Below are 18,688 nucleotides of genomic sequence, written 5' to 3'. Positions count from 1 at the left end.
GCCATGATCGAACGCGAACTCGTCGTCTCCAACCGGCTGGGCCTGCACGCGCGCGCCACCGCGAAGCTCGTGCAGCTGCTGTCGGGCCATGACGTCAACGCGACCCTGACCGCCAAGGGACGCGAGGTCAACGCCAAGAGCATCATGGGCGTGATGCTTCTGGCCGCCGGCGCCGGCACCGCGGTGACCCTGCGTGTCGAGGGCGCCGACGAGGCCGCGGCCGCCGAGGCCGTCAGCGCGCTGTTCGAGCGGCGATTCGACGAGGACAGCTGATGCGCCGGCAGTTCCCCGGCCACGGTGCCTCGCGGGGCAACGCGCTCGGGCGCGCGCGCGTGCGCCAGCCGCACGCGCTGGAGGTGGCCGAGGAGCGCATCGCGCCCGGGCAGGCCGCGGCCGAGGTCGCGCGCCTGCACGAGGCCATCGACATGGTGCGCGAGGAACTGCGCGACCTGCGCTCGCGCCTGCACGGCGCGCTGGCGCACGAGGTCGGCGAGTTCCTCGACCTGCACGCGCTGCTGCTTGACGACCCGGAACTTCTGCAGGGCCTCGACGGCCTTATCGCGAACGAGCTGCACGGCGCCGACTTCGCGCTGCGCGTGCAACGCGACCGCCTGGCGGCGGTGTTCGAAAGCATGGACGACCCCTACTTCCGCAGCCGCGTGGAGGACATCGACCACGTCATCGGCCGCATCCACTCGGCGCTGCACCGCCACGATGCGCAGGTCACCGGCGTGGCCGGCGAGATCCTGGTCTCGGACAGCCTGGCGCCGTCCGAGGTCGCACGCCTGCACGCGCGCGGCGTGCTCGGCATCGTGACCGCGGGCGGCAGCATGCTTTCGCATACCGCGATCCTGGCGCGCAGCCTGCACCTGCCGCTGGTGGTCGGTTCGCCGCAGGCGCTGTCGCTGGTCAACGACGGCGACGTGGTGATGATCGACGGTGCCACCGGCCTGGTGATCGTCGATCCGGACGCCGACGACCTGCGCGCGCACCGCGAGCGCGTGCGCGAGGGCAAGCGCGAGCGCCGCCAGCTGCACCGCCTGCGGCGCGAACCCTCGCGCACCCTCGACGGCGTCGACATCCGCCTGTACGCGAACGCCGAGACGCGAGAGGACGTCGCCGAGGCGCACGCGCTCGGCGCCGCGGGCGTCGGGCTGTACCGCACCGAGTTCCTGTTCCTGCAGCGCAACGAGCTGCCGTCGGAGGAGGAGCAGTTCGTCGCCTACCGCGACCTGGTGCTGGGCATGACCGGGCGCACTGCGACCATCCGCACGCTCGACGTCGGCGCCGACAAGTCCGACGGCAGCGGCCTGGCCCTGCCCTACGAGCCCAATCCCGCGCTCGGCGTGCGCGGCGTGCGCCTGGCGCTGCGCCGGCGCGACGTGTTCACCACCCAGCTGCGCGCGATCCTGCGCGCGTCCGGCTACGGGCCGATCCGCATCCTGCTGCCGATGGTGGCGCAGCGCGAGGAGGTGCTGGCGGCGCGCCGCCTGCTGCGCACGGTCGCCGCGCGCCTGCGCCGGGAAGGCCATGCGGTCGCCGAGGGCATCCCGCTCGGCGCGATGATCGAGGTCCCGGCCGCGGCGATCGCATTGCCGGCGATGATCGACCTGCTCGACTTCATGTCGATCGGCACCAACGACCTCGTGCAGTACCTGCTGGCCGCGGACCGCGGCAACGATGCCCTGGTCGACCTGCACAGCCCCCTGCATCCGGCGGTCGTGCTGCTGCTGCACCAGGTCATCGGCACCGCCCGCGCGCACGGCAAGCCGGTGGCGGTCTGCGGCGAGATGGCCGGCGATGCCGTGTTCACCCCGCTGCTGCTCGCGCTCGGGCTCGAGGAGTTCAGCCTGCATCCGGGCACGCTGCTCGAAGTGCGCCAGGCGGTGCGGGCGCAGGACCTGGCCGGCCTGCGCGCGCGCCTCACGGAACTGCTGCGCGCACGCGACCACGCCGGCATCGCCCGCTGGCTTGCCCGGAGCACCGGAGAACCATGAGCCGCACAGACGCCCTGCGCGACGTGGTCGCCCCGCACGTGGTGGCCGACGCGGATGCGATCCGCGTCGGGTTCATCGGCGCGCGCCCGTTCCGCCACTGCGTGGTCGAGGACTTCTTCGCGCCTGCGTTCGTGCACGACCTGCTCGCGCGCTTCCCGGGTTTCGATCGCGGCAACGCCCTCAACGAGGACGGCGTCGCCGGCGGGAAGTCGACGGTGGAGCGCATCCGCGGCCTTGGCGGCGCGTATGCGGCGCTCGACGCCTGCATCCAGACGCCGGCCTTCCTCGGCCTGATCGAACGGCTGACCGGCATCGACGGGCTGCTCTACGACCCCGACTACTTCGGCGGCGGCACGCACGACAACCGCGATGGCCAGGCGCTCGACACCCACATCGACTTCAACCACCACCCCGCCACCGGCTGGCATCGACGGCTGAACCTGATCGTCTACCTCAACCCGGAGTGGGACGCGGCCTGGGGCGGTGCGCTGGAACTGCGGCGCGACCCGCATGATCCGGAGAACGACGAGGTGGTCGCGATCGCGCCGGCGTACAACCGCTGCGTGATCTTCGAGACCACCGAGCACAGCTGGCACGGTTTTCCGACGATCCGGCTGCCCGCGGGCAGGGAGTCGCTCAGCCGCCGGTCGGTGGCCCTGTACTTCTACACGCGCGAGCGGCCCGCCGACGAAGCCGCACCCGCGCATTCGACGGTCTACGTCGACCGCCCGCTGCCGCCCCACCTCGCGGCCGGACACGAGCTGGACGCGTCCGACATGGCCACGCTGCACGAGCTGCTCGCGCGCCGCGACGGCCACGTGCGCCGCTTGTATGGCGAACTGCACGCGCTGCAGGCGCAGCTCGACGCGACGCCCGCCAGCCGCGTGCTCGGCGCGGCACGCCGCATGCTCGCGCGACTGCGCCGCTGAACGAGCGCACGGGCTGGGCAGCGCCGGGCGCGCGGGCGATAATGCGCGCATGAACGCCTGACCCTGTCGCGCATCCGTCGCGCGACGCGCCCACCGGAAGATCCATGGCCGAAGCCGTCCGCCACGACAAGACCGCGCGCCAGCTGCGACTGCTGTCGGATGCGCTCGACAGCGGCCGCCTGGGCCCCGTCCGCCGGCTGATCAACACGCTGGCGCCGGCCGAGATCGGCAACCTGCTGGAATCGCTGCCGCCCGACCGCCGGATGGTGGTCTGGGGCCTGGTCGATGCCGAGGACGACGGCGAGGTGCTGGTGCACGTCGGCGACGAGGTGCGCGAAAGCCTGATCGCCGACATGGATCCCGACGAGATCGTCGCCGCGGTCGAAGACCTCGACATCGACGACCTCGCCGACCTGGTCGAGGACCTGCCCGAGGCCGTCACCGGGCAGATCCTGCGCTCGATGGACCGCGAGAACCGCGAGCGCCTGGAGCAGGCGCTGTCCTATGAGGAAGACACCGCCGGCCGCCTGATGAACCCCGACGTGGTGACCGTGCGCGCGGACACCACGGTCGACGTGGTGCTGCGCTTCCTGCGCCTGCGCGGCGAGCTGCCCGAGAACACCGACCACCTGTACGTGGTCAACCGCCGCCACCAGCTGCTGGGCTGGGTCGCGCTGCAGAAGCTGGTCACCAGCGAACCGGGCGCCCCGGTCAACAAGCTGATCGACGACGAACTCACCGCGATCCACGCCGGCGAGTCGGCGGAGTCCGTCGCGCGGCAGTTCTCCGACCACGACTGGGTCTCCGCGCCCGTGGTCGACGAGGGCAACGTGCTGCTCGGCCGCATCACCATCGACGACGTGGTCGACATCATCCGCGAGCAGGCCGAGCACCAGGCGCTGGGCGCCGCCGGCCTGGACGAGGACGAGGACCTGTTCTCGCCGGTGAAGCGCGCCGTGCGCGGACGCATCGTCTGGCTGGGCGTGAACCTCGCCACGGCCTTCCTCGCCGCCGCGGTGATCGGGCGTTTCGAGGCGACGATCGAGCAGATCGTGGCGCTGGCGGTGCTGATGCCGATCGTGGCCGGCATCGGCGGCAATGCCGGCATGCAGGTGCTGACCCTGATGGTGCGCGGCCTGGCGCTGGGCCAGGTGGGCGCGAGCAACGCGCGCCTGCTGCTGTGGAAGGAAGTGCGCGTGGCGCTGATCAACGGCCTGCTGATCGGCGGCTTCGTCGGGCTGGTCGCCTTCGCCTGGTTCCGCGACTGGATGCTGGGCCTGGTGATCACCGCGGCGCTGGTGATCAACTTCGCCTCGGCCGCGCTCGCCGGCGTGCTGGTGCCGCTGGCGATGAAGCGCGCCGACGTCGATCCCGCGGTGGCCGGCGGCGTGGTGGTGACCGCGGTGACCGACGTGGTCGGCTTCTTCAGCTTCCTCGGCCTGGCCACCGTCATCCTGCTGCACTGAGGCCGCACCTTCCCTGCGGCAACCGCGGCGACTGCGGCGACTGCGGCGACTGCGGCAACTGCGGCAACGCTCGGGACTGCAGGAGCGGCTATAGCCGCGATCCGGGGCCGCGGTGCGTTCCCGAAATCCGTTCCTGCGGTCCATTCCCGGTGATCCGCGGCAATCGCAGCTGTGGCTGCTCCTGCAGGAGCCGTGAGCCTGCAGGCGGCGGGCGGCCGGGTCAGGCCAAGAGGGCTTCGAGCACCGCCATGCGCACGGCGACGCCGTTGGCGACCTGCCGCAGCACCAGCGACTGCGGGCCGTCGGCCACCTCGTCGCTGATCTCGACGCCGCGGTTCATCGGTCCCGGATGCAGCACCACGGCGTCCGGCGCGGCGCGGCGCAGGCGGGCCGCGGTCAGCCCGTAGTCGCGGTGGTAGGCCTCGAGCGACGGCACCAAGCCTTCCTCCATCCGCTCGCGCTGCAGGCGCAGCATGAACACCGCATCCACGCCGTCGAGCGCGGCGTCCAGGTCGCTGCCGACGCGGCAACCGGACAGCGTGGCGTCGTCGGGCAGCAGGCTCGCCGGACCGCAGGCGCGGACCTCGCCGATGCCCAGGGTGCGCAGCGCATGCAGCTCGGACCGCGCCACCCGCGAATGGCGGATGTCGCCGACCACCGCGACCTTCAGCCGCGCGAAATCCGCCCCCTTGGCCTGGCGCAGGCTCAGCACGTCGAGCAGGCCCTGCGTGGGGTGCGCGCTGCGGCCGTCGCCGGCGTTGATGACCGCCGTGCCCGGCTGCGCGGACGAGGCCAGCATGGCCGCGGCGCCGTCCTCGCGGTGGCGGACGATGAAGCCGCGCACGCCCATCGCCTCGATGTTGCGCAGCGTGTCGAGCGGGGTCTCGCCCTTGCTGGTCGACGAGGTGGACGCGTCGAAGGCCAGCACGTCGGCGCCGAGGCGCTGCGCGGCGCGCTGGAACGACAGCCGCGTGCGCGTCGACGGCTCGAAGAACAGGGTGCAGGTGGCGATGCCCGCGAGCGCCCCGCGCGGATCGGCGGCGCCCTGGCCGTCGAGGAAGGCCTGGGCGCGGTCGAGCAGGGCCACCAGCGTCGCGCGCGGCAGGCCTTCGAGGGTGAGCAGGTGGCGCAGGCGCCCGTCGTCGGTGGTCTGCAGGGTCATGCCGGGGCGTCCGGGGACGTGGAATCGGGATCGATGGCGACCGCGTCGCCGGGCGAGGCCAGCCAGCGTTCGACGATGATCGCGGCGGCCACGGCGTCGAGCGCGGCGGCGTCGCGGCGACGGCGCCGGCCCTCGGCACGGTCAACGGCGAAGCGCTGGGCCGCTTCGATCGAGCTGGAGCGCTCGTCCACCATCACCACCGGCAGGCGGTAACGCCGGCCCAGCTCGCGTGCGAAGGCCCGGGCGCGCGCGCGGATCGGCTGGTCGCCACCGTCGAGCGTCATCGGATCACCGACCACGCAGCCATCCGGCCCCCATTCCTTCAGCAGGCGCTCGACCGCCGGCCAGTCGACGTGGTCGGCGTGCACGTCGACCACGGCCAACGCACGCGCACCGTGGCCGAAGGCGCTGCCCACGGCCACGCCGATGCGGCGCGCGCCGACGTCGAACCCGAGCACGGTGCCGTCGGCGCGGATCGTGGCCATCAGGCGTGCCCGGCGTAGTCCGGCATGTGCGCCATGTCGACGCCGATGCGGCCGGCGGCGGCCTGCCAGCGTGCCTCCAGCGGCAGTGCGAACAGGATCTCCCCGTCGGACGGCACGGTCAGCCAACTGTTCTCACCCAGTTCGGCCTCGAGCTGGCCCGCGCCCCAGCCGGCGCAGCCCAGCGCGACCACGGCACGCGCGGGACCTTCGCCGCGCGCCATCGCCTCGAGCACGTCGCGCGAGGTGGTCACGCGCAGGTCGTCGGCCACGCTCAGGCTCGAGTCCCAGCCGTGCGCACCGTCGTGGATGACGAAACCGCGCTCGGGATGCACGGGGCCGCCGGCAAGCACCGGCGTGGCGCACAGCGCCGCGTCGCCGCAGGGAATGCCCATCTGCGAGAAGACCTCGCCCAGGGTGTAGTCGGAGCGGCGGTTGACGACCACGCCCATCGCGCCGTCGGCGTCGTGCTGGCACAGCAGCGACACCGTGCGCTCGAAGTTCGGATCGGCCAGCGACGGCAGCGCGACCAGCAGCTGGTTGGCGAGCGGGGTGGGCTGGGTGGACATGGGGTCATTCTAGCCAGTGCCGCGGCCTCGCGCCCGGCCGCGGCTACCATGGCCGCCACGCCACCGCCGCGGATCCACCATGCCCACAGCCGCCCCGCTCCCGCGCGACGAACGCGCCTTCATCGTGCTGCTGGCCGTGCTGCAGGGCGGCCTGATGTACCTGGCGCAGAAGGGCCACGCCGGCGGCTGGTGGCCCTTCGCCGCGCTCTCGGGCCGGGTCTGCTGGTACACCCTGGTGCTGGCGGTGCCGACGATGATGGCGCTGAGCGTGGTGCGCCTGCGCGACGCGCGCTTCTGGCAGCAGGCCGCCGGAGCCACCGTGGTGGTCGGCGCGCTGGCCGCATGGGCCGCGCGGCAGGCCACCGGCGGCCCCGGCGTGCAGGCCGGCAGCGTGCTCGCCCCCTTCGGCGCATCGGTCGCGGTCGGGCTGTTCGTCGCCCTGCCCTGGCTGCAGTGCCGCCTCGCGCACGGCCACTGGCGCGCGCCCTATGCCTGCCTGTTCGGACACGCCTGGCAGAACACGCTGACGCTGGCGCTGGCGGCGCTGTTCACCGGCATCTGCTGGCTGGTGCTGTGGCTGTGGGGCGCGCTGTTCGCGCTGGTGAAGATCGACTTCTTCCGCGAGCTGTTCCGCGAGGACGCCTTCGTCTACCTCGCCACGGGCGCGATGGCCGGGCTGGGGGTGCTGATCGGCCGGACCCAGGACCGCGCGGTGATGGTCGCCCGCCAGGTGCTGTTCGCGATCTTCACCGGCCTGCTGCCGCTGCTGGCCTTCATCGCCGTGCTGTTCGTGGCCAGCCTGCCGTTCACCGGCCTCGAACCGCTGTGGGACATGCGGTCCGCGGCCGCCACCCTGGTGACCGTGGTGGCGCTGCTGGTCGCGTTCGCCAACTCCGTGCTGCAGGACGGCACCGGCGCGCGGCCCTACCCCGCCTGGCTGTGCCGCCTGGTCGATGCCGGGCTGGCCCTGCTGCCGGTGTACGCGCTGCTGGCGCTGTATGCCCTGTGGCTGCGCATCGACCAGCACGGGTGGACGGCCGACCGCGTCTGGGCGGTGCTGCTGGCCGTCGTCGTGGCCGGCTATGCATCCGGCTACGCCTGGGCGGTGCTGCGCAGGCGCGACGGCTGGCTGGGACCCATCCGGCCGGTGAACCGGGTGATGTCGCTGGTGGTGGTGGCGCTTGCGGTGCTGGCCAACACGCCCGTGCTGGATCCGCACCGGATCGGCGTGTCCAGCCAGCTGCAGCGGCTGGCCGACGGACGCACCAGCCCCGAGGATTTCGATCTCGAGTGGCTGCGCCATGACAGCGGCCGCGCCGGCTGGGAGGCGACGCTGGCCCTGCGCGGGCACCCGGCCTGGGCCGGCGACCGGGAGCGGCTGGCCGAACTCGAACGCGTCATCGCAAGGGAGAACCGCTGGGGCGAGCCGGCGGCCGTCGACGGCGGCAAGCCCACCGCGCGCGATGCCGAGGCGCTCCGCGTGCAGGTCCAGCTGGCGGAAGGCGCGCTGTCGCCCGACGAGGACTGGTGGGTCGCCCTGGCCGATGGACTGGGCGACCGCAACTGCAGGCGCGCGTCCGACGACTGCATCCTGCTCACGCCCGACCTCGACGGTGACGGCGCGCGCGATCCGCTGCTGTGCACGCTCGGCAACGGCCATGGCGCGCACTGCGTGATCCACGCGCGGGACGCGGACGGCGCCTGGGCGGCGGTCGCGACCCTGGACCTGTGGCCGCAAGGCACCTCCGAGCAGGCGTGGCGGCGCACGCTGCGCCGCGACCTGCTCGATGGCCGCGTGCAGGCCGTTCCGCGGAGCTGGCCCGACCTCAGGATCGGCGACGGTGAGCCACGCCGGCTCGAACGCCCCGGCCAGCCCTGAGCCCGCTCAGCCCAGGCCGAACTGGACCTCGTCCGGCGTCGGGACGCGCACCGCGAGCACCTCGAGCTCCGCCCGGACGCGACGCCCGGCCAGCGGATGGTTGCCGTCGACGGTGATCGTGTCGGCTTCGACCGCCGTCACCACCACGTCGAGCGGTCCCTTGGCGGTCGTGGTTTCCAGCCGGTCGCCCACCTTCGGCTGGGCGGGCGCGCGCCACATCGTGCGCGGCAGGGTCTGCACCAGGGCTTCGTGCCGCGGGCCGAAGCCGTCCGCGGGCGCCACCACCACCTCGACCCGGTCGCCCGCCCTGCGGCCTTCCAGCGCCTGCTCCAGCCCGCGCACGATGCCGCCGGTCCCGTGCATGTAGGTCAGCGGTTCGTGCCCGCGGGTGCTGGTGATCGGCGCGCCGCTGTCGGCGTCGGTCAGCGTGAAGTGCACGGTGGCGATGCGGCGGTCTGCGATGTCCATCGTCGGCGGGATCCTTGGCGGGTATCGCCGCATCCTCGCCAGCGCGTCGCGTGCGTGCAAGCCCGCTGGCGCGCCGGCGTGACCGGATGCGCACCCGCGGCACGGCGCGAGCCTCCAGGGGCGGACGAGACGGGCCGCGCGCCGCCTGGAAACAGGAAGCCCCGCGTGTGCGGGGCTTCGTGCATGGACCGGATGCGCCGCGCGGATCAGCCCGCGACGGCTTCCTGGTAGCGACGCTCGACTTCGTTCCAGTCGACGACGTTGTAGAACGCGCCGATGTAGTCCGGGCGGCGGTTCTGGTACTTCAGGTAGTACGCGTGCTCCCACACGTCCAGGCCCAGGATCGGGGTGTTGCCCGAGCCGACGCCCTTCATGAGCGGGTTGTCCTGGTTGGCGCTGGACTCCACCGAGAGCTTGCCCGAGGCATCGGTGACCAGCCACGCCCAGCCCGAGCCGAAGCGGCTAATGGCGGCCTTGGTGAAGGCCTCCTTGAAGGCTTCGAAGCCGCCGAGGTCGCTTTCGATGCGCTCCGCCACCTTGCCCTTCGGCTGGCCGCCGCCCTCGGGCGACATCACGGTCCAGAACAGCGAGTGGTTGGCGTGGCCGCCGGCGTTGTTGCGCAGCGGGCCGCGCTTGTCCTCGGGCAGCGCGTCGAGGTTGGCGATGATCTCCTCGGCGCTCTTGTCGGCCCACTCCGTGCCTTCCAGCGCGGCGTTGGCGTTGTTGATGTAGGTCTGGTGGTGCTTGGTGTGGTGGATCTCCATCGTCTGCGCGTCGATGTGCGGCTCGAGCGCGTCGTACGCGTAGGGAAGCTTGGGCAGGGTGAACGCCATGGCGGGTCTCCAGTGGTGTATTGGCCAGCCATTGTCTCCCGCGACAGGTAAAAAGTACGCATATGGAAAGGGCGCCCCGCGGGCGCCCTTTCACGGAGACACGCAACGCCGCGTCTCAGGTGACTTCGGCCACCTCGACGCCATCGAGCCCCTGCGACAGCGTGCGCGCGTCGCCACCCTGCGCCAGCTTGATGCGCAGGCGCACCTCGTTGGCCGAGTCGGCATAGCGCAGCGCGTCCTCGTAGGAGATCTCGCCGGCCTGGTAAAGCTCGAACAGGCTCTGGTCGAAGGTCTTCATGCCGAGGTTGGTCGACTCCTTCATGATCTCCTTGAGCTTGTGGATCTCGCCGTCGCGGATGTAGTCCTGGACCAGCGGCGTGCCGAGCATGATCTCCATCGCGACGCGACGGCCCTTGCCGTCCGGGGTCGGGATCAGCTGCTGCGCGACCACGCCCTTGAGGTTGAGCGACAGGTCCATCAGCAGCTGGCCGCGCCGGTCCTCGGGGAAGAAGTTGATGATGCGGTCCATCGCCTGGTTGGCGTTGTTGGCATGCAGCGTGCACAGCACCAGGTGCCCGGTTTCGGCGAAGGCGATCGCATGGTCCATGCCCTCGCGCGTGCGCACCTCGCCGATCATGATCACGTCCGGCGCCTGGCGCAGGGTGTTCTTCAGCGCGTTTTCCCAGCTGTCGGTGTCGATGCCGACCTCGCGCTGGGTGATGATGCAGCCGTCGTGCTTGTGCACGAACTCGATCGGGTCCTCGATGGTGATGATATGCCCGGTGGAGTTCGCGTTCCGGTAGCCGATCATCGACGCCAGCGACGTCGACTTGCCGGTGCCGGTGGCGCCGACGAAGATGATGATGCCGCGCTTGGTCATCGCCAGCGTCTTGATGATTGGCGGGAGGTTGAGCTCCTCGATCGTCGGGATGCGGGTCTCGATCCGGCGCAGCACCATGCCGACCTGGTTGCGCTGGTAGAAGCACGACACGCGGAAGCGGCCCACGCCGGACACGCCGATGGCGAAGTTGCACTCGTGGGTGCGTTCGAACTCCTCGCGCTGCGGCGGCGTCATCACGTTGAGCACCAGGTCGCGCGCCTGCTGCGGGGTCAACGGGTTCTGGGTGATCGGCGAGATCTTGCCGTGCACCTTCATCGACGGCGGCATGCCGGCGGTGATGAACAGGTCCGAGGCCTTCTGGTGGGCCATCAGCTTGAGATACGAGGTGAAGTCGATGGCGCTCATGTGGTGCTCCGGTTACTCGAACAGCCGCTTGTCCTTGGCATAGTCCTTCGCCTGCTGGCGCGTGATCATCGCGCGCTTCACCAGGTCCTGCAGGTGCTGGTCGAGCGTCATCATCCCGTGCTGCTGGCCGGTCTGGATCGCCGAGTACATCTGCGCCACCTTGTCCTCGCGGATCAGGTTGCGGATGGCCGGTACGCCGACCATGATTTCCCAGGCCGCGGTGCGCCCGCCGCCGACCTTCTTCAGCAGCGCCTGCGAAATCACCGCGCGCAGCGACTCCGACAGCATCGAGCGCACCATCGGCTTCTCGCCGGCGGGGAACACGTCGATGATGCGGTCGATGGTCTTGGCGGCCGACGAGGTGTGCAGGGTGCCGAACACCAGGTGGCCGGTTTCCGCAGCGGTCAGCGCCAGGCGGATGGTCTCGAGGTCGCGCAGCTCGCCGACCAGGATGTAGTCGGGATCCTCGCGCAGCGCCGAGCGCAGCGCCTCGTTGAAGCCGTGCGTGTCGCGGTGCACTTCGCGCTGGTTGATCAGGCACTTCTGCGCGGTGTGCACGAACTCGATCGGGTCCTCGATGGTGAGGATGTGCCCGTACTCGGTCTTGTTGATGTGGTCGACCATCGCCGCCAGCGTGGTCGACTTGCCGGAGCCGGTCGGTCCGGTGACCAGGATCAGGCCCTGCGGCTGGTCGATCAGCTCCTTGAAGATCCGCGGCGTGCCGAGGTCTTCGAGCGTCAACACCTCGGAGGGAATGGTGCGGAACACCGCACCCGCGCCGCGGTTCTGGTTGAAGGCGTTGACGCGGAAGCGCGCCAGGCCCGCGATCTCGAACGAGAAGTCGACCTCGAGGAATTCCTCGTAATCGCGCCGCTGCTTGTCCGACATGATGTCGTAGACCAGCGCGTGGACCTGCTTGTGGTCGAGCGCCGGGATGTTGATCCGGCGGACGTCGCCGTCGACGCGGATCATCGGCGGCAGGCCTGCGGACAGGTGCAGGTCCGACGCCTTGTTCTTGACCGAAAACGCCAGAAGTTCGGCGATATCCATGCATGCTCCCCAGCGGCAGTGCAAGTTGGTGTTGGAGCGCCGGACCGGGTCGCGGCTGGCGCCAGAGTACTCCCCGCGGGCAGTATAGCCCCGTATCCGCGTCACATATCCAGCCCTGCTGGAGGAGCCGGCAGATGCCGACAGGACCCCTCGCACGCGTCCTCGATTCGATGGAAAACGCAGCCGCGGCCGCCTCGCGGCCGGCCCCGCGCCTGGTGGCGGTGGGCAAGACCCGCAGCGCCGGCGAGATCGCCGCGCTGGCCGCCGACTGGTTCGCGCTGCGCCCCGACGCGACGCTGGCGTTCGGCGAGAACTACGTCCAGGAAGCCGCGGGCAAGATCGCGGCGCTGGACGGCAGCGGCATCGAATGGCACCTGATCGGCCACCTGCAGTCGAACAAGGCCGCGCAGACGGCGGCGCTGTTCGACTGGGTGCAGTCGGTCGACCGCCCGAAGCTGGTCGCCGCGCTGGCCGCGGCGCGCGATCCGGGCCGTCCGCCGCTCAACGTGCTCATCCAGGTCAACGTCGAGGGCGAGGCCGGCAAGCACGGCTGCGCACCCGGCGACGTGCCGGCGCTGGCCGCGGCCATCGCCGCGCAGCCCCGCCTGTCGCTGCGCGGGCTGATGGCGATCCCCGAGCCGCATCCGGACCTCGACCGACGCCGCGAAGCCTTCGCGGCCATGCGTGCGCTGCATGCGTCGCTGCGCGACGGGCATCCGCGCGCCGACACGCTGTCGATGGGCATGAGCGAGGACTACGCGTTGGCGATCGCCGAGGGCGCGACCATGGTGCGCATCGGCACCGCGCTGTTCGGGGCACGACCGGAGGCGTGACCCCGCGGGGCGCCACGGCTGCATGGCCGCCCGCGCGAACGGAGGCGGATCCGGTCGCGGCCATCCGCCGGCTCGGCGACAATGCCGGACCCGCCGTTCCAGGAAGTCCCGCCATGTCCGGATCCGCCTCCAGCATCGACGACACCATCGCCTTCATCGGCGGCGGCAACATGGCGCGCAGCCTGATCGGCGGCATGGTCGGGCGCGGCGCCGACCCGGCGCGCATCCACGTGGCCGAGCCGGTCGAGGCGCTGCGCGAGGCGCTGGTGCGCGACTTCGGCGTCGAGGCGCATGCCGGGGCCGGCGACGCGGTGGCAGGCGCCGGCACCTGGGTATTCGCGGTCAAGCCGCAGGTGATGCGCACGGTCTGCGAGGGCCTCGCCGGGCACGCACGTGGCGTGCACCCGCTGGCGGTGTCGATCGCCGCCGGCATCACCAGCGCGCAGCTGTCGGCCTGGCTCGGCGGCAGCGCCGCGGTGGTCCGCAGCATGCCCAACACCCCTGCCCTGCTCGGTGCCGGCGTGACCGGCCTCTACGCCAACGCCGCGGTCGACGCAGCGGGGCGCGCGCGCGCCGAAGCCTTGCTGTCCGCGGCCGGCGCGACCGTCTGGATCGCGGACGAAGCGCTGATGGATGCGGTCACCGCCGTGTCCGGCAGCGGACCGGCCTATGCCTTCCTGCTGGCCGAGGCCATGGAGGATGCGGCGCGCGCCCAGGGCCTGCCGGCGGACGCCGCGCGCACGCTCGTGCTCCAGACCCTGCTGGGCGCGGCGCGCATGCTCACCGAATCCGGCGAAGCGCCGGCCGAGCTGCGCAGGCGCGTGACCTCGCCCGGCGGCACCACCCAGGCGGCGATCGAGGCCTTCGAGGCCGGCGGCCTGCGCCGGCTGGTCGCCGATGCCGTGGCGGCGGCGACGGTGCGCGGTCGCGAGCTGTCCGCCGCCAACGACTGAGCGCTCGCCGGCCGGCGCGCCTCAGTTCTGGTTGATGCCGTAGCGGCCGGGGCCCAGCAGCGCGATCGCGACGGCGGTGGCCAGGAACATGCCCTGGAGTTCCAGCGCCCAGCCGCCGGTGGCATTGAGCCGGTCGAGCTGGCCCAGGTGCGCCAGCGCGATCGCGAACAGCATGTTCACCGCGACCAGCGCGCCACCCAGGCGCGCGTGGAAGCCGACGATCACCATCAGCGGCGCCAGCACCTCGCCCACCAGCACGCCGTAGGCGAGCACGCCGGGCAGGCCCGCGCCCTCGACCATGCGCTCGATCCCGCCCATGCCGCCGCGCAGCTTGGCGACGCCATGCAACAGCACCAGCAGGCCCAGCGCGATGCGCAGCAGCAGGCGGGCGACGTCGTGGAGGGTGGCCTGGTTCATGGGGATCGGGCTCCGGAACGGGGGGCGGATGATCGCAGAGGACGGCGTGCGGTGGGAGTCGCCCGGGCCGCGCGCCGGGGGTCAGGCGCGGTGCCGGGCCGCCCAGGCGTGGATGATGCCGGCCAGCGCCTGCACGCCGTCGGTCAGCGCCGCCGGCCCCGGCTGCAGGATCAGCGGCGACTTGACCTCGTGCAGCTCGCCGTCGCGCACGGCCGGGATCGCATCCCAGCCGGGCCGCGCGGCGACCCGCTCGGGGCGGAACTTCTTGCCGCACCACGAACCGATGATGATGTCCGGTGCACGCCGCACCACTTCCCCGGCATCCGCGAGGATGCGTTGCCTGGCCAGCGGTTCCGCGGCGCGCTCGGGAAAGACGTCGTCGCCGCCGGCGATGCCGACGAGCTCCGACACCCAGCGGTGCCGGTGATCGGCGGATCGTCCCACTCCTCGAAATAGACGCGCGGGCGAACCGCAAGCGTCGCCGCGCGCGCCGCCACGGCGTCGAGGCCCCGCTGCAGGTCGTCGGCGTAGGCCTCGGCGCGCGTCGTGGCGCCCACCAGCGCGCCCAGCCGGCGCACGTAGTCGACGATGCCTTCGACGCTGCGGTGGTTGCTGATCCACACCTCCACGCCACGGCGCACCAGCTCGGCGGCGATGTCGGCCTGGATGTCGGAGAAGCCGATCGCGAGGTCCGGCGCGAGCTTCAGGATCTCGTCGATCTTCGCGCTGGTGAACGCGCTGACCTTGGGCTTTTCCCGCCGCGCGCGCGGCGGCCGCACGGTGAAGCCGCTGATGCCCACGATGCGATGGTCCTCGCCGAGCGCGTACAGGGTCTCGGTCGGCTCCTCGGTCAGGCAGACGATGCGGCGCGGCCCGCGCGGCGCCGCCGGCGTACTCACGGGTAGAGCATCCGCTTGCTGCAGTCGCCGGCGAGGTCGCGCTCGTACAGCCAGCGCTCGTGCCAGCGGTACTCGGCGGCGTACCAGAACTCGATGCGCTCGGGATCCACGCGCAGCCCGGTCCAGCGCGGCGGGCGCGGCACGTCGCGACCGGCGAACTCCTGCTCGACCTCGGCCAGGCGCTGGTCGAATTCCTCGCGCGACTCCAGCACTTCCGACTGCCGCGAGGCCCATGCGCCGAGCTGGCTTCCACGCGGACGGCTGGCGAAGTAGGCATCGGCCTCGGCCTCGTCGACGATCGCGACGCCGCCTTCGACGCGCACCTGCACGCCCAGGCGCACGCGCGGCCAGTGGAACAGCAGCGCCGCGCGCGGATTGGCCTTCAGCTCCCGGCCCTTGCGGCCATCCAGATGGGTGTAGAACACGAAGCCGCGCGCGTCGTGTGCCTTCAGCAGCACGGTGCGCAGCGACGGCCGGCCATCCGCGGTGGCGGTGGCCAGCTGCATCGCGGTGCGGTCGGGCTCGCCCGCGGCCAGGGCCTCGTCGAACAGGGTGTCGAAGGTCTGCAGGGCTTCGGCGTACAGGTCGTGCATCGGCAGGGGTGCTCCGCTGGATTCCGGCGCGCGGACGGCGCCCGCGCCTGCGCTATCGTGCCCGGATGGCGACGGGCTTGCACACGGGCGGCTTCGATGCGCGCATCGTGTCCGCGGTGCTCGACGATGCGCTCGCGTCCGGTGCGCGGGTGTACGGCATCAGCGGCCTGCAGGGCAGCGGCAAGTCGACCCTGGCCGCGCAGGTGGCCGACGCGGCCGGCAGGCAGCGCCTGCGCTGCGTCGTGCTGTCGCTCGACGATGTCTACCTGCCGAGCGCGGAACGCCTGCGCCTGGCGCGCGACGTGCATCCGCTGCTGACCACGCGCGGCCCACCGGGCACGCACGAAGTCGAGCTGGCGACCGAAGTGCTGGACGCCCTGCGCGCCGGCCACGGCGCCGCGCTTCCGCGCTTCGACAAGCTGGCCGATGACCGCCTGCCGCCTGCCGACTGGCCGCGCGTGGACGGCGCCGACCTGGTGCTGTTCGAAGGCTGGTGCCTGGGCACGCCGGCGGAGGCACCGGCGGCGCTCGAGGCACCTCTGAACGCGCTGGAGCGCGACGAGGACGGCGACGGGTGCTGGCGGCGCTGGTGCAACCAGGCCCTGCAGGACGCGTATCCCGCACTGTGGCGGCGCATCGACCGCCTGCTCCTGCTGCAGGCGCCCGGATTCGAGGTCGTGCCCGGTTGGCGGCGGCAGGCCGAGCGGGCATTGGCCGCCTCGCGGCCCGGCACGCCGGGGATGGACGATGCCGCCATCGACCGGTTCGTGCAGCACTACGAACGCACCAGCCGCCAGGCGCTGCGCACGCTGCCGCGCATCGCCGACCGCGTCGTCGCGCTGGACGCGCAGCGTCGGCCGGCCCTGCCGGCGCCGGGCTGCTAGCGGGCGGCATCGGGCTGCTAGCATCGCCGCGATCCCCGGTCGAACACCTGCCTGATGAATCCAGCCCGCCATCTCGTGCTCGTCGGCCCCATGGGCGCCGGCAAGACCTCGATCGGGCGCTGCCTGGCGCGCCACTTCGGGCTGGCCTTCGTCGACAGCGACCACGCGATCGAGCAGCGCACCGGCACCACCGTCACCACGATCTTCGACTGCACGGGCGAGGCCGGCTTCCGCGCGCGCGAGCGCGACACGCTGGCCGAGCTGCTGGCCGGGCCGGCCGCGGTGCTGGCCACCGGCGGCGGCGCGGTGCTCGATGCCGGCACCCGCCGGCTGCTGGCCGCCAGCGGCTTCGTCGTCCACCTGCGCGCCGACGTGCCGACCCAGCTCGAGCGCCTGGCGCGCGACCGCAGCCGCCCGCTGCTCGCCAGCGGCGACCGCGAGGCGACCCTCAACCGGCTGGCCACCGAGCGCGATCCGCTGTACGCCGAGGTCGCCGACCTGGTCTTCGATACCCGCCACCTCCCGGCCGCCGACGCCGCGCGCCAGCTGGCGCAGCAGCTCGATGCCCGCTGGGAGCGCAGACCCTGCACCGCCCGGCCGACGGAGCCCGCGGCATGAGCGCGCGGCAACGCATCGAGGTCGGCGGCCACGCGCCCTACGCCATCACCATCGGCCCCGGCCTGCTGGCCGACCGCGAGGCGCTGGCCGCGCCGCTGCGCGGCCGCCACGTGCTGCTGGCCAGCGACAGCCATGTGGCGCCGCTGTACGCGGACGGGGTCAGCGATGCCCTGCTCGCGGCACGTCCCGGCGTACGGGTCGACAGCTTCGTGCTTCCCGCGGGCGAGGCCAGCAAGACCCTGGCCGGCTTCGGCGCTGCGATCGATGCCCTCGCCGCGCTCGGCGCCACGCGCGACGCCTGCGTCTACGCGCTCGGAGGCGGCGTGGTCGGCGACCTGGCCGGCTTCGCCGCGGCCTGCTGGATGCGCGGCATCGATTGCGTGCAGCTGCCGACCAGTCTGCTGGCCATGGTGGATTCCTCGGTCGGCGGCAAGACCGCGGTCGACCTGCCGCAGGGCAAGAACCTGGTCGGGGCCTTCCACCCGCCGCGCGCGGTGCTGGCCGACACCTCCACGCTCCGCACCCTGCCCGACCGCGAGCTGCGCGCCGGGCTGGCCGAAGTGGCCAAATACGGGGCGATCGTCGACGCCGGCTTCCTCGACTGGCTGGCCGCGCACGCCAGCGGCCTGCTCGAGCGCGAGGATGCGGCGCTGGCCGAGGCCATCGCGCGCAGCTGCGCGCACAAGGCGGCGATCGTCGAGCGCGATCCCTTCGAGCACGGCGAGCGCGCGCTGCTCAATTTCGGCCACACCTTCGGCCACGCGATCGAGGCCGGGCAGGCCTTCGACGGGCTCAACCACGGCGAGGCCGTGGCCGTCGGCATGGTCCTGGCGGCCCGGCTGTCGGCCAGGCTCGGCCACGCCACCGACGCCGACGCCGACCGGCTGCAGGCGGTGCTGGAACGCTTCGGCCTACCGGTGGCGCTGCCCCGGGGCCTCGCCCCGGACGCCCTGCTCGCACGCATGCGCCTGGACAAGAAGGCCCAGGCCGGCGGGCTGCGCTTCGTGCTGTGGAGCGGCATCGGCCGCGCGCGGGTGGTCGCGGACGTGCCCGAAGCCGAGGTGCTGGCGGTGCTGCGGGCCGCCTGAGCCGGGCCGCGGGCCGTGGCGTAGAATGGCCGGTCCATGCGCCTGCTCCTGCAACAACGCCCCGACGGCCACGAAGCCCCGCGCTTCGTGCAGCTGATGCTGCAGCCGGACCTCCTCGGGGGGTGGACGCTGCTCCGCGAAACCGGCCACATCGGCGGGCGCAGCAGCGTCCGTCGCGAGCAGTTCCTCGACCAGGATTCCGCGATCGCCGCGCTGGAACAGGCGCGCGACCAGCAGCTCAAGCGCGGCTTCCAGCTCATGTTCGCGCAGGGCGCCGACGGCGCGCGCCGCTGAGGCCGCGCCGCCACACACCCCCATACAG

At 72.5% G+C, this 18,688-nt stretch carries 20 protein-coding genes and 1 pseudogene; 11 read left to right on the top strand and 10 right to left on the bottom strand.

What is annotated here, in order from left to right:
* Positions 1–3 precede the first annotated feature (3 nt).
* The 4 genes from JG616_RS04965 to mgtE all read left to right on the top strand — a co-directional run bounded on the left by JG616_RS04965 (position 4) and on the right by mgtE (position 4,392).
* Positions 4–273, top strand: a complete 270-nt coding sequence (locus tag JG616_RS04965; RefSeq protein ID WP_199360397.1) for an HPr family phosphocarrier protein — start codon at positions 4–6, stop codon at positions 271–273.
* Positions 273–1,997, top strand: coding sequence for a phosphoenolpyruvate--protein phosphotransferase (gene ptsP / locus JG616_RS04960; RefSeq protein WP_199391849.1), 1,725 nt, complete (start codon positions 273–275; stop codon positions 1,995–1,997). Before JG616_RS04965 ends, ptsP begins: the two co-directional genes overlap by 1 nt.
* Positions 1,994–2,926 carry a 2OG-Fe(II) oxygenase gene (locus JG616_RS04955; RefSeq protein ID WP_199391848.1) on the top strand — a complete coding sequence of 311 codons (933 nt, stop codon included), beginning with the start codon at positions 1,994–1,996 and terminating at the stop codon, positions 2,924–2,926. The genes ptsP and JG616_RS04955 overlap by 4 nt, the downstream gene beginning before the upstream one ends.
* A 104-nt stretch (positions 2,927–3,030) precedes the next feature.
* On the top strand, positions 3,031–4,392 hold the full coding sequence (gene mgtE, locus JG616_RS04950; protein WP_199360391.1) for a magnesium transporter: 1,362 nt from the start codon (positions 3,031–3,033) through the stop codon (positions 4,390–4,392).
* 220 nt (positions 4,393–4,612) lie between these two features.
* On the opposite strand, the gene JG616_RS04945 is transcribed toward mgtE, so the two are convergent.
* Genes JG616_RS04945 through JG616_RS04935 form a run of 3 tightly spaced genes read right to left on the bottom strand, consistent with a single transcriptional unit; the run spans position 4,613 to position 6,605 of the window.
* Positions 4,613–5,554 (bottom strand): aspartate carbamoyltransferase catalytic subunit, encoded by a 942-nt coding sequence (locus tag JG616_RS04945; protein ID WP_199391847.1) that lies wholly within the window; start codon positions 5,552–5,554, stop codon positions 4,613–4,615.
* Positions 5,551–6,039 carry a Holliday junction resolvase RuvX gene (gene ruvX, locus JG616_RS04940; protein WP_199360387.1) on the bottom strand — a complete coding sequence of 163 codons (489 nt, stop codon included), beginning with the start codon at positions 6,037–6,039 and terminating at the stop codon, positions 5,551–5,553. Before ruvX ends, JG616_RS04945 begins: the two co-directional genes overlap by 4 nt.
* Positions 6,039–6,605 carry a YqgE/AlgH family protein gene (locus tag JG616_RS04935; RefSeq protein WP_199391846.1) on the bottom strand — a complete coding sequence of 189 codons (567 nt, stop codon included), beginning with the start codon at positions 6,603–6,605 and terminating at the stop codon, positions 6,039–6,041. The genes ruvX and JG616_RS04935 overlap by 1 nt, the downstream gene beginning before the upstream one ends.
* 79 nt (positions 6,606–6,684) lie before the next feature.
* Here JG616_RS04935 and JG616_RS04930 point away from each other — a divergent pair, with 79 nt between their 5' ends.
* Complete coding sequence (locus tag JG616_RS04930; protein WP_199391845.1) at positions 6,685–8,484, top strand: DUF4153 domain-containing protein; 1,800 nt, start codon at positions 6,685–6,687, stop codon at positions 8,482–8,484.
* A gap of 6 nt (positions 8,485–8,490) precedes the next feature.
* Here the strand turns inward: JG616_RS04930 and JG616_RS04925 are convergent, their stop codons facing one another.
* The 4 genes from JG616_RS04925 to JG616_RS04910 form a co-directional block, all read right to left on the bottom strand.
* Entirely contained in the window at positions 8,491–8,952 is a 462-nt protein-coding gene (locus JG616_RS04925) for a peptidylprolyl isomerase (RefSeq protein WP_199391844.1), read from the bottom strand.
* A 206-nt stretch (positions 8,953–9,158) separates the two neighbouring features.
* Complete coding sequence (locus JG616_RS04920) at positions 9,159–9,785, bottom strand: superoxide dismutase (RefSeq protein ID WP_199391843.1); 627 nt, start codon at positions 9,783–9,785, stop codon at positions 9,159–9,161.
* Between the two features lie 115 nt (positions 9,786–9,900).
* A complete protein-coding gene (locus JG616_RS04915; RefSeq protein ID WP_199360375.1) occupies positions 9,901–11,031 on the bottom strand; it encodes a PilT/PilU family type 4a pilus ATPase in 1,131 nt (376 codons plus the stop codon).
* A gap of 12 nt (positions 11,032–11,043) precedes the next feature.
* Entirely contained in the window at positions 11,044–12,081 is a 1,038-nt protein-coding gene (locus JG616_RS04910; RefSeq protein ID WP_199391842.1) for a type IV pilus twitching motility protein PilT, read from the bottom strand.
* 134 nt (positions 12,082–12,215) lie between these two features.
* Between JG616_RS04910 and JG616_RS04905 the strand changes: the two genes are divergently transcribed.
* Positions 12,216–12,914, top strand: coding sequence for a YggS family pyridoxal phosphate-dependent enzyme (locus JG616_RS04905; RefSeq protein WP_199391841.1), 699 nt, complete (start codon positions 12,216–12,218; stop codon positions 12,912–12,914).
* Positions 12,915–13,027: 113 nt separating this feature from the next.
* Complete coding sequence (gene proC / locus JG616_RS04900) at positions 13,028–13,867, top strand: pyrroline-5-carboxylate reductase (RefSeq protein WP_199391840.1); 840 nt, start codon at positions 13,028–13,030, stop codon at positions 13,865–13,867.
* Positions 13,868–13,888: 21 nt separating this feature from the next.
* On the opposite strand, the gene JG616_RS04895 is transcribed toward proC, so the two are convergent.
* From JG616_RS04895 to pdxH, 3 genes and pseudogenes are all read right to left on the bottom strand, one after another.
* Positions 13,889–14,284 carry a DoxX family protein gene (locus JG616_RS04895; RefSeq protein WP_199391839.1) on the bottom strand — a complete coding sequence of 132 codons (396 nt, stop codon included), beginning with the start codon at positions 14,282–14,284 and terminating at the stop codon, positions 13,889–13,891.
* 81 nt (positions 14,285–14,365) lie between these two features.
* Positions 14,366–15,183, bottom strand: a pseudogene (locus JG616_RS04890) (ABC transporter substrate-binding protein).
* Positions 15,180–15,776: a pyridoxamine 5'-phosphate oxidase gene (pdxH, locus tag JG616_RS04885; protein ID WP_199391838.1), complete on the bottom strand. Its 597-nt coding sequence runs from the start codon at positions 15,774–15,776 to the stop codon at positions 15,180–15,182. The pseudogene JG616_RS04890 and the gene pdxH overlap by 4 nt, the downstream one beginning before the upstream one ends.
* Before the next feature lie 65 nt (positions 15,777–15,841).
* Here pdxH and JG616_RS04880 point away from each other — a divergent pair, with 65 nt between their 5' ends.
* Genes JG616_RS04880 through JG616_RS04865 form a run of 4 tightly spaced genes read left to right on the top strand, consistent with a single transcriptional unit; the run spans position 15,842 to position 18,660 of the window.
* Positions 15,842–16,660: a kinase gene (locus JG616_RS04880; protein ID WP_199391837.1), complete on the top strand. Its 819-nt coding sequence runs from the start codon at positions 15,842–15,844 to the stop codon at positions 16,658–16,660.
* 54 nt (positions 16,661–16,714) lie between these two features.
* Positions 16,715–17,278: a shikimate kinase gene (locus JG616_RS04875; RefSeq protein ID WP_199391836.1), complete on the top strand. Its 564-nt coding sequence runs from the start codon at positions 16,715–16,717 to the stop codon at positions 17,276–17,278.
* Positions 17,275–18,366, top strand: a complete 1,092-nt coding sequence (aroB, locus tag JG616_RS04870) for a 3-dehydroquinate synthase (RefSeq protein WP_199391835.1) — start codon at positions 17,275–17,277, stop codon at positions 18,364–18,366. Before JG616_RS04875 ends, aroB begins: the two co-directional genes overlap by 4 nt.
* A gap of 36 nt (positions 18,367–18,402) precedes the next feature.
* Positions 18,403–18,660 (top strand): WGR domain-containing protein, encoded by a 258-nt coding sequence (locus JG616_RS04865; RefSeq protein ID WP_199391834.1) that lies wholly within the window; start codon positions 18,403–18,405, stop codon positions 18,658–18,660.
* The last annotated feature ends 28 nt before the right edge of the window (positions 18,661–18,688 follow it).

It is taken from the genome of Luteimonas sp. MC1895, assembly GCF_016457215.1.
In the GTDB taxonomy this organism is placed as follows: Bacteria; Pseudomonadota; Gammaproteobacteria; order Xanthomonadales; family Xanthomonadaceae; genus Luteimonas.
Note: the sequence above shows the minus strand (reverse complement) of the source record. Positions and strands in the feature narration are given on the sequence as shown.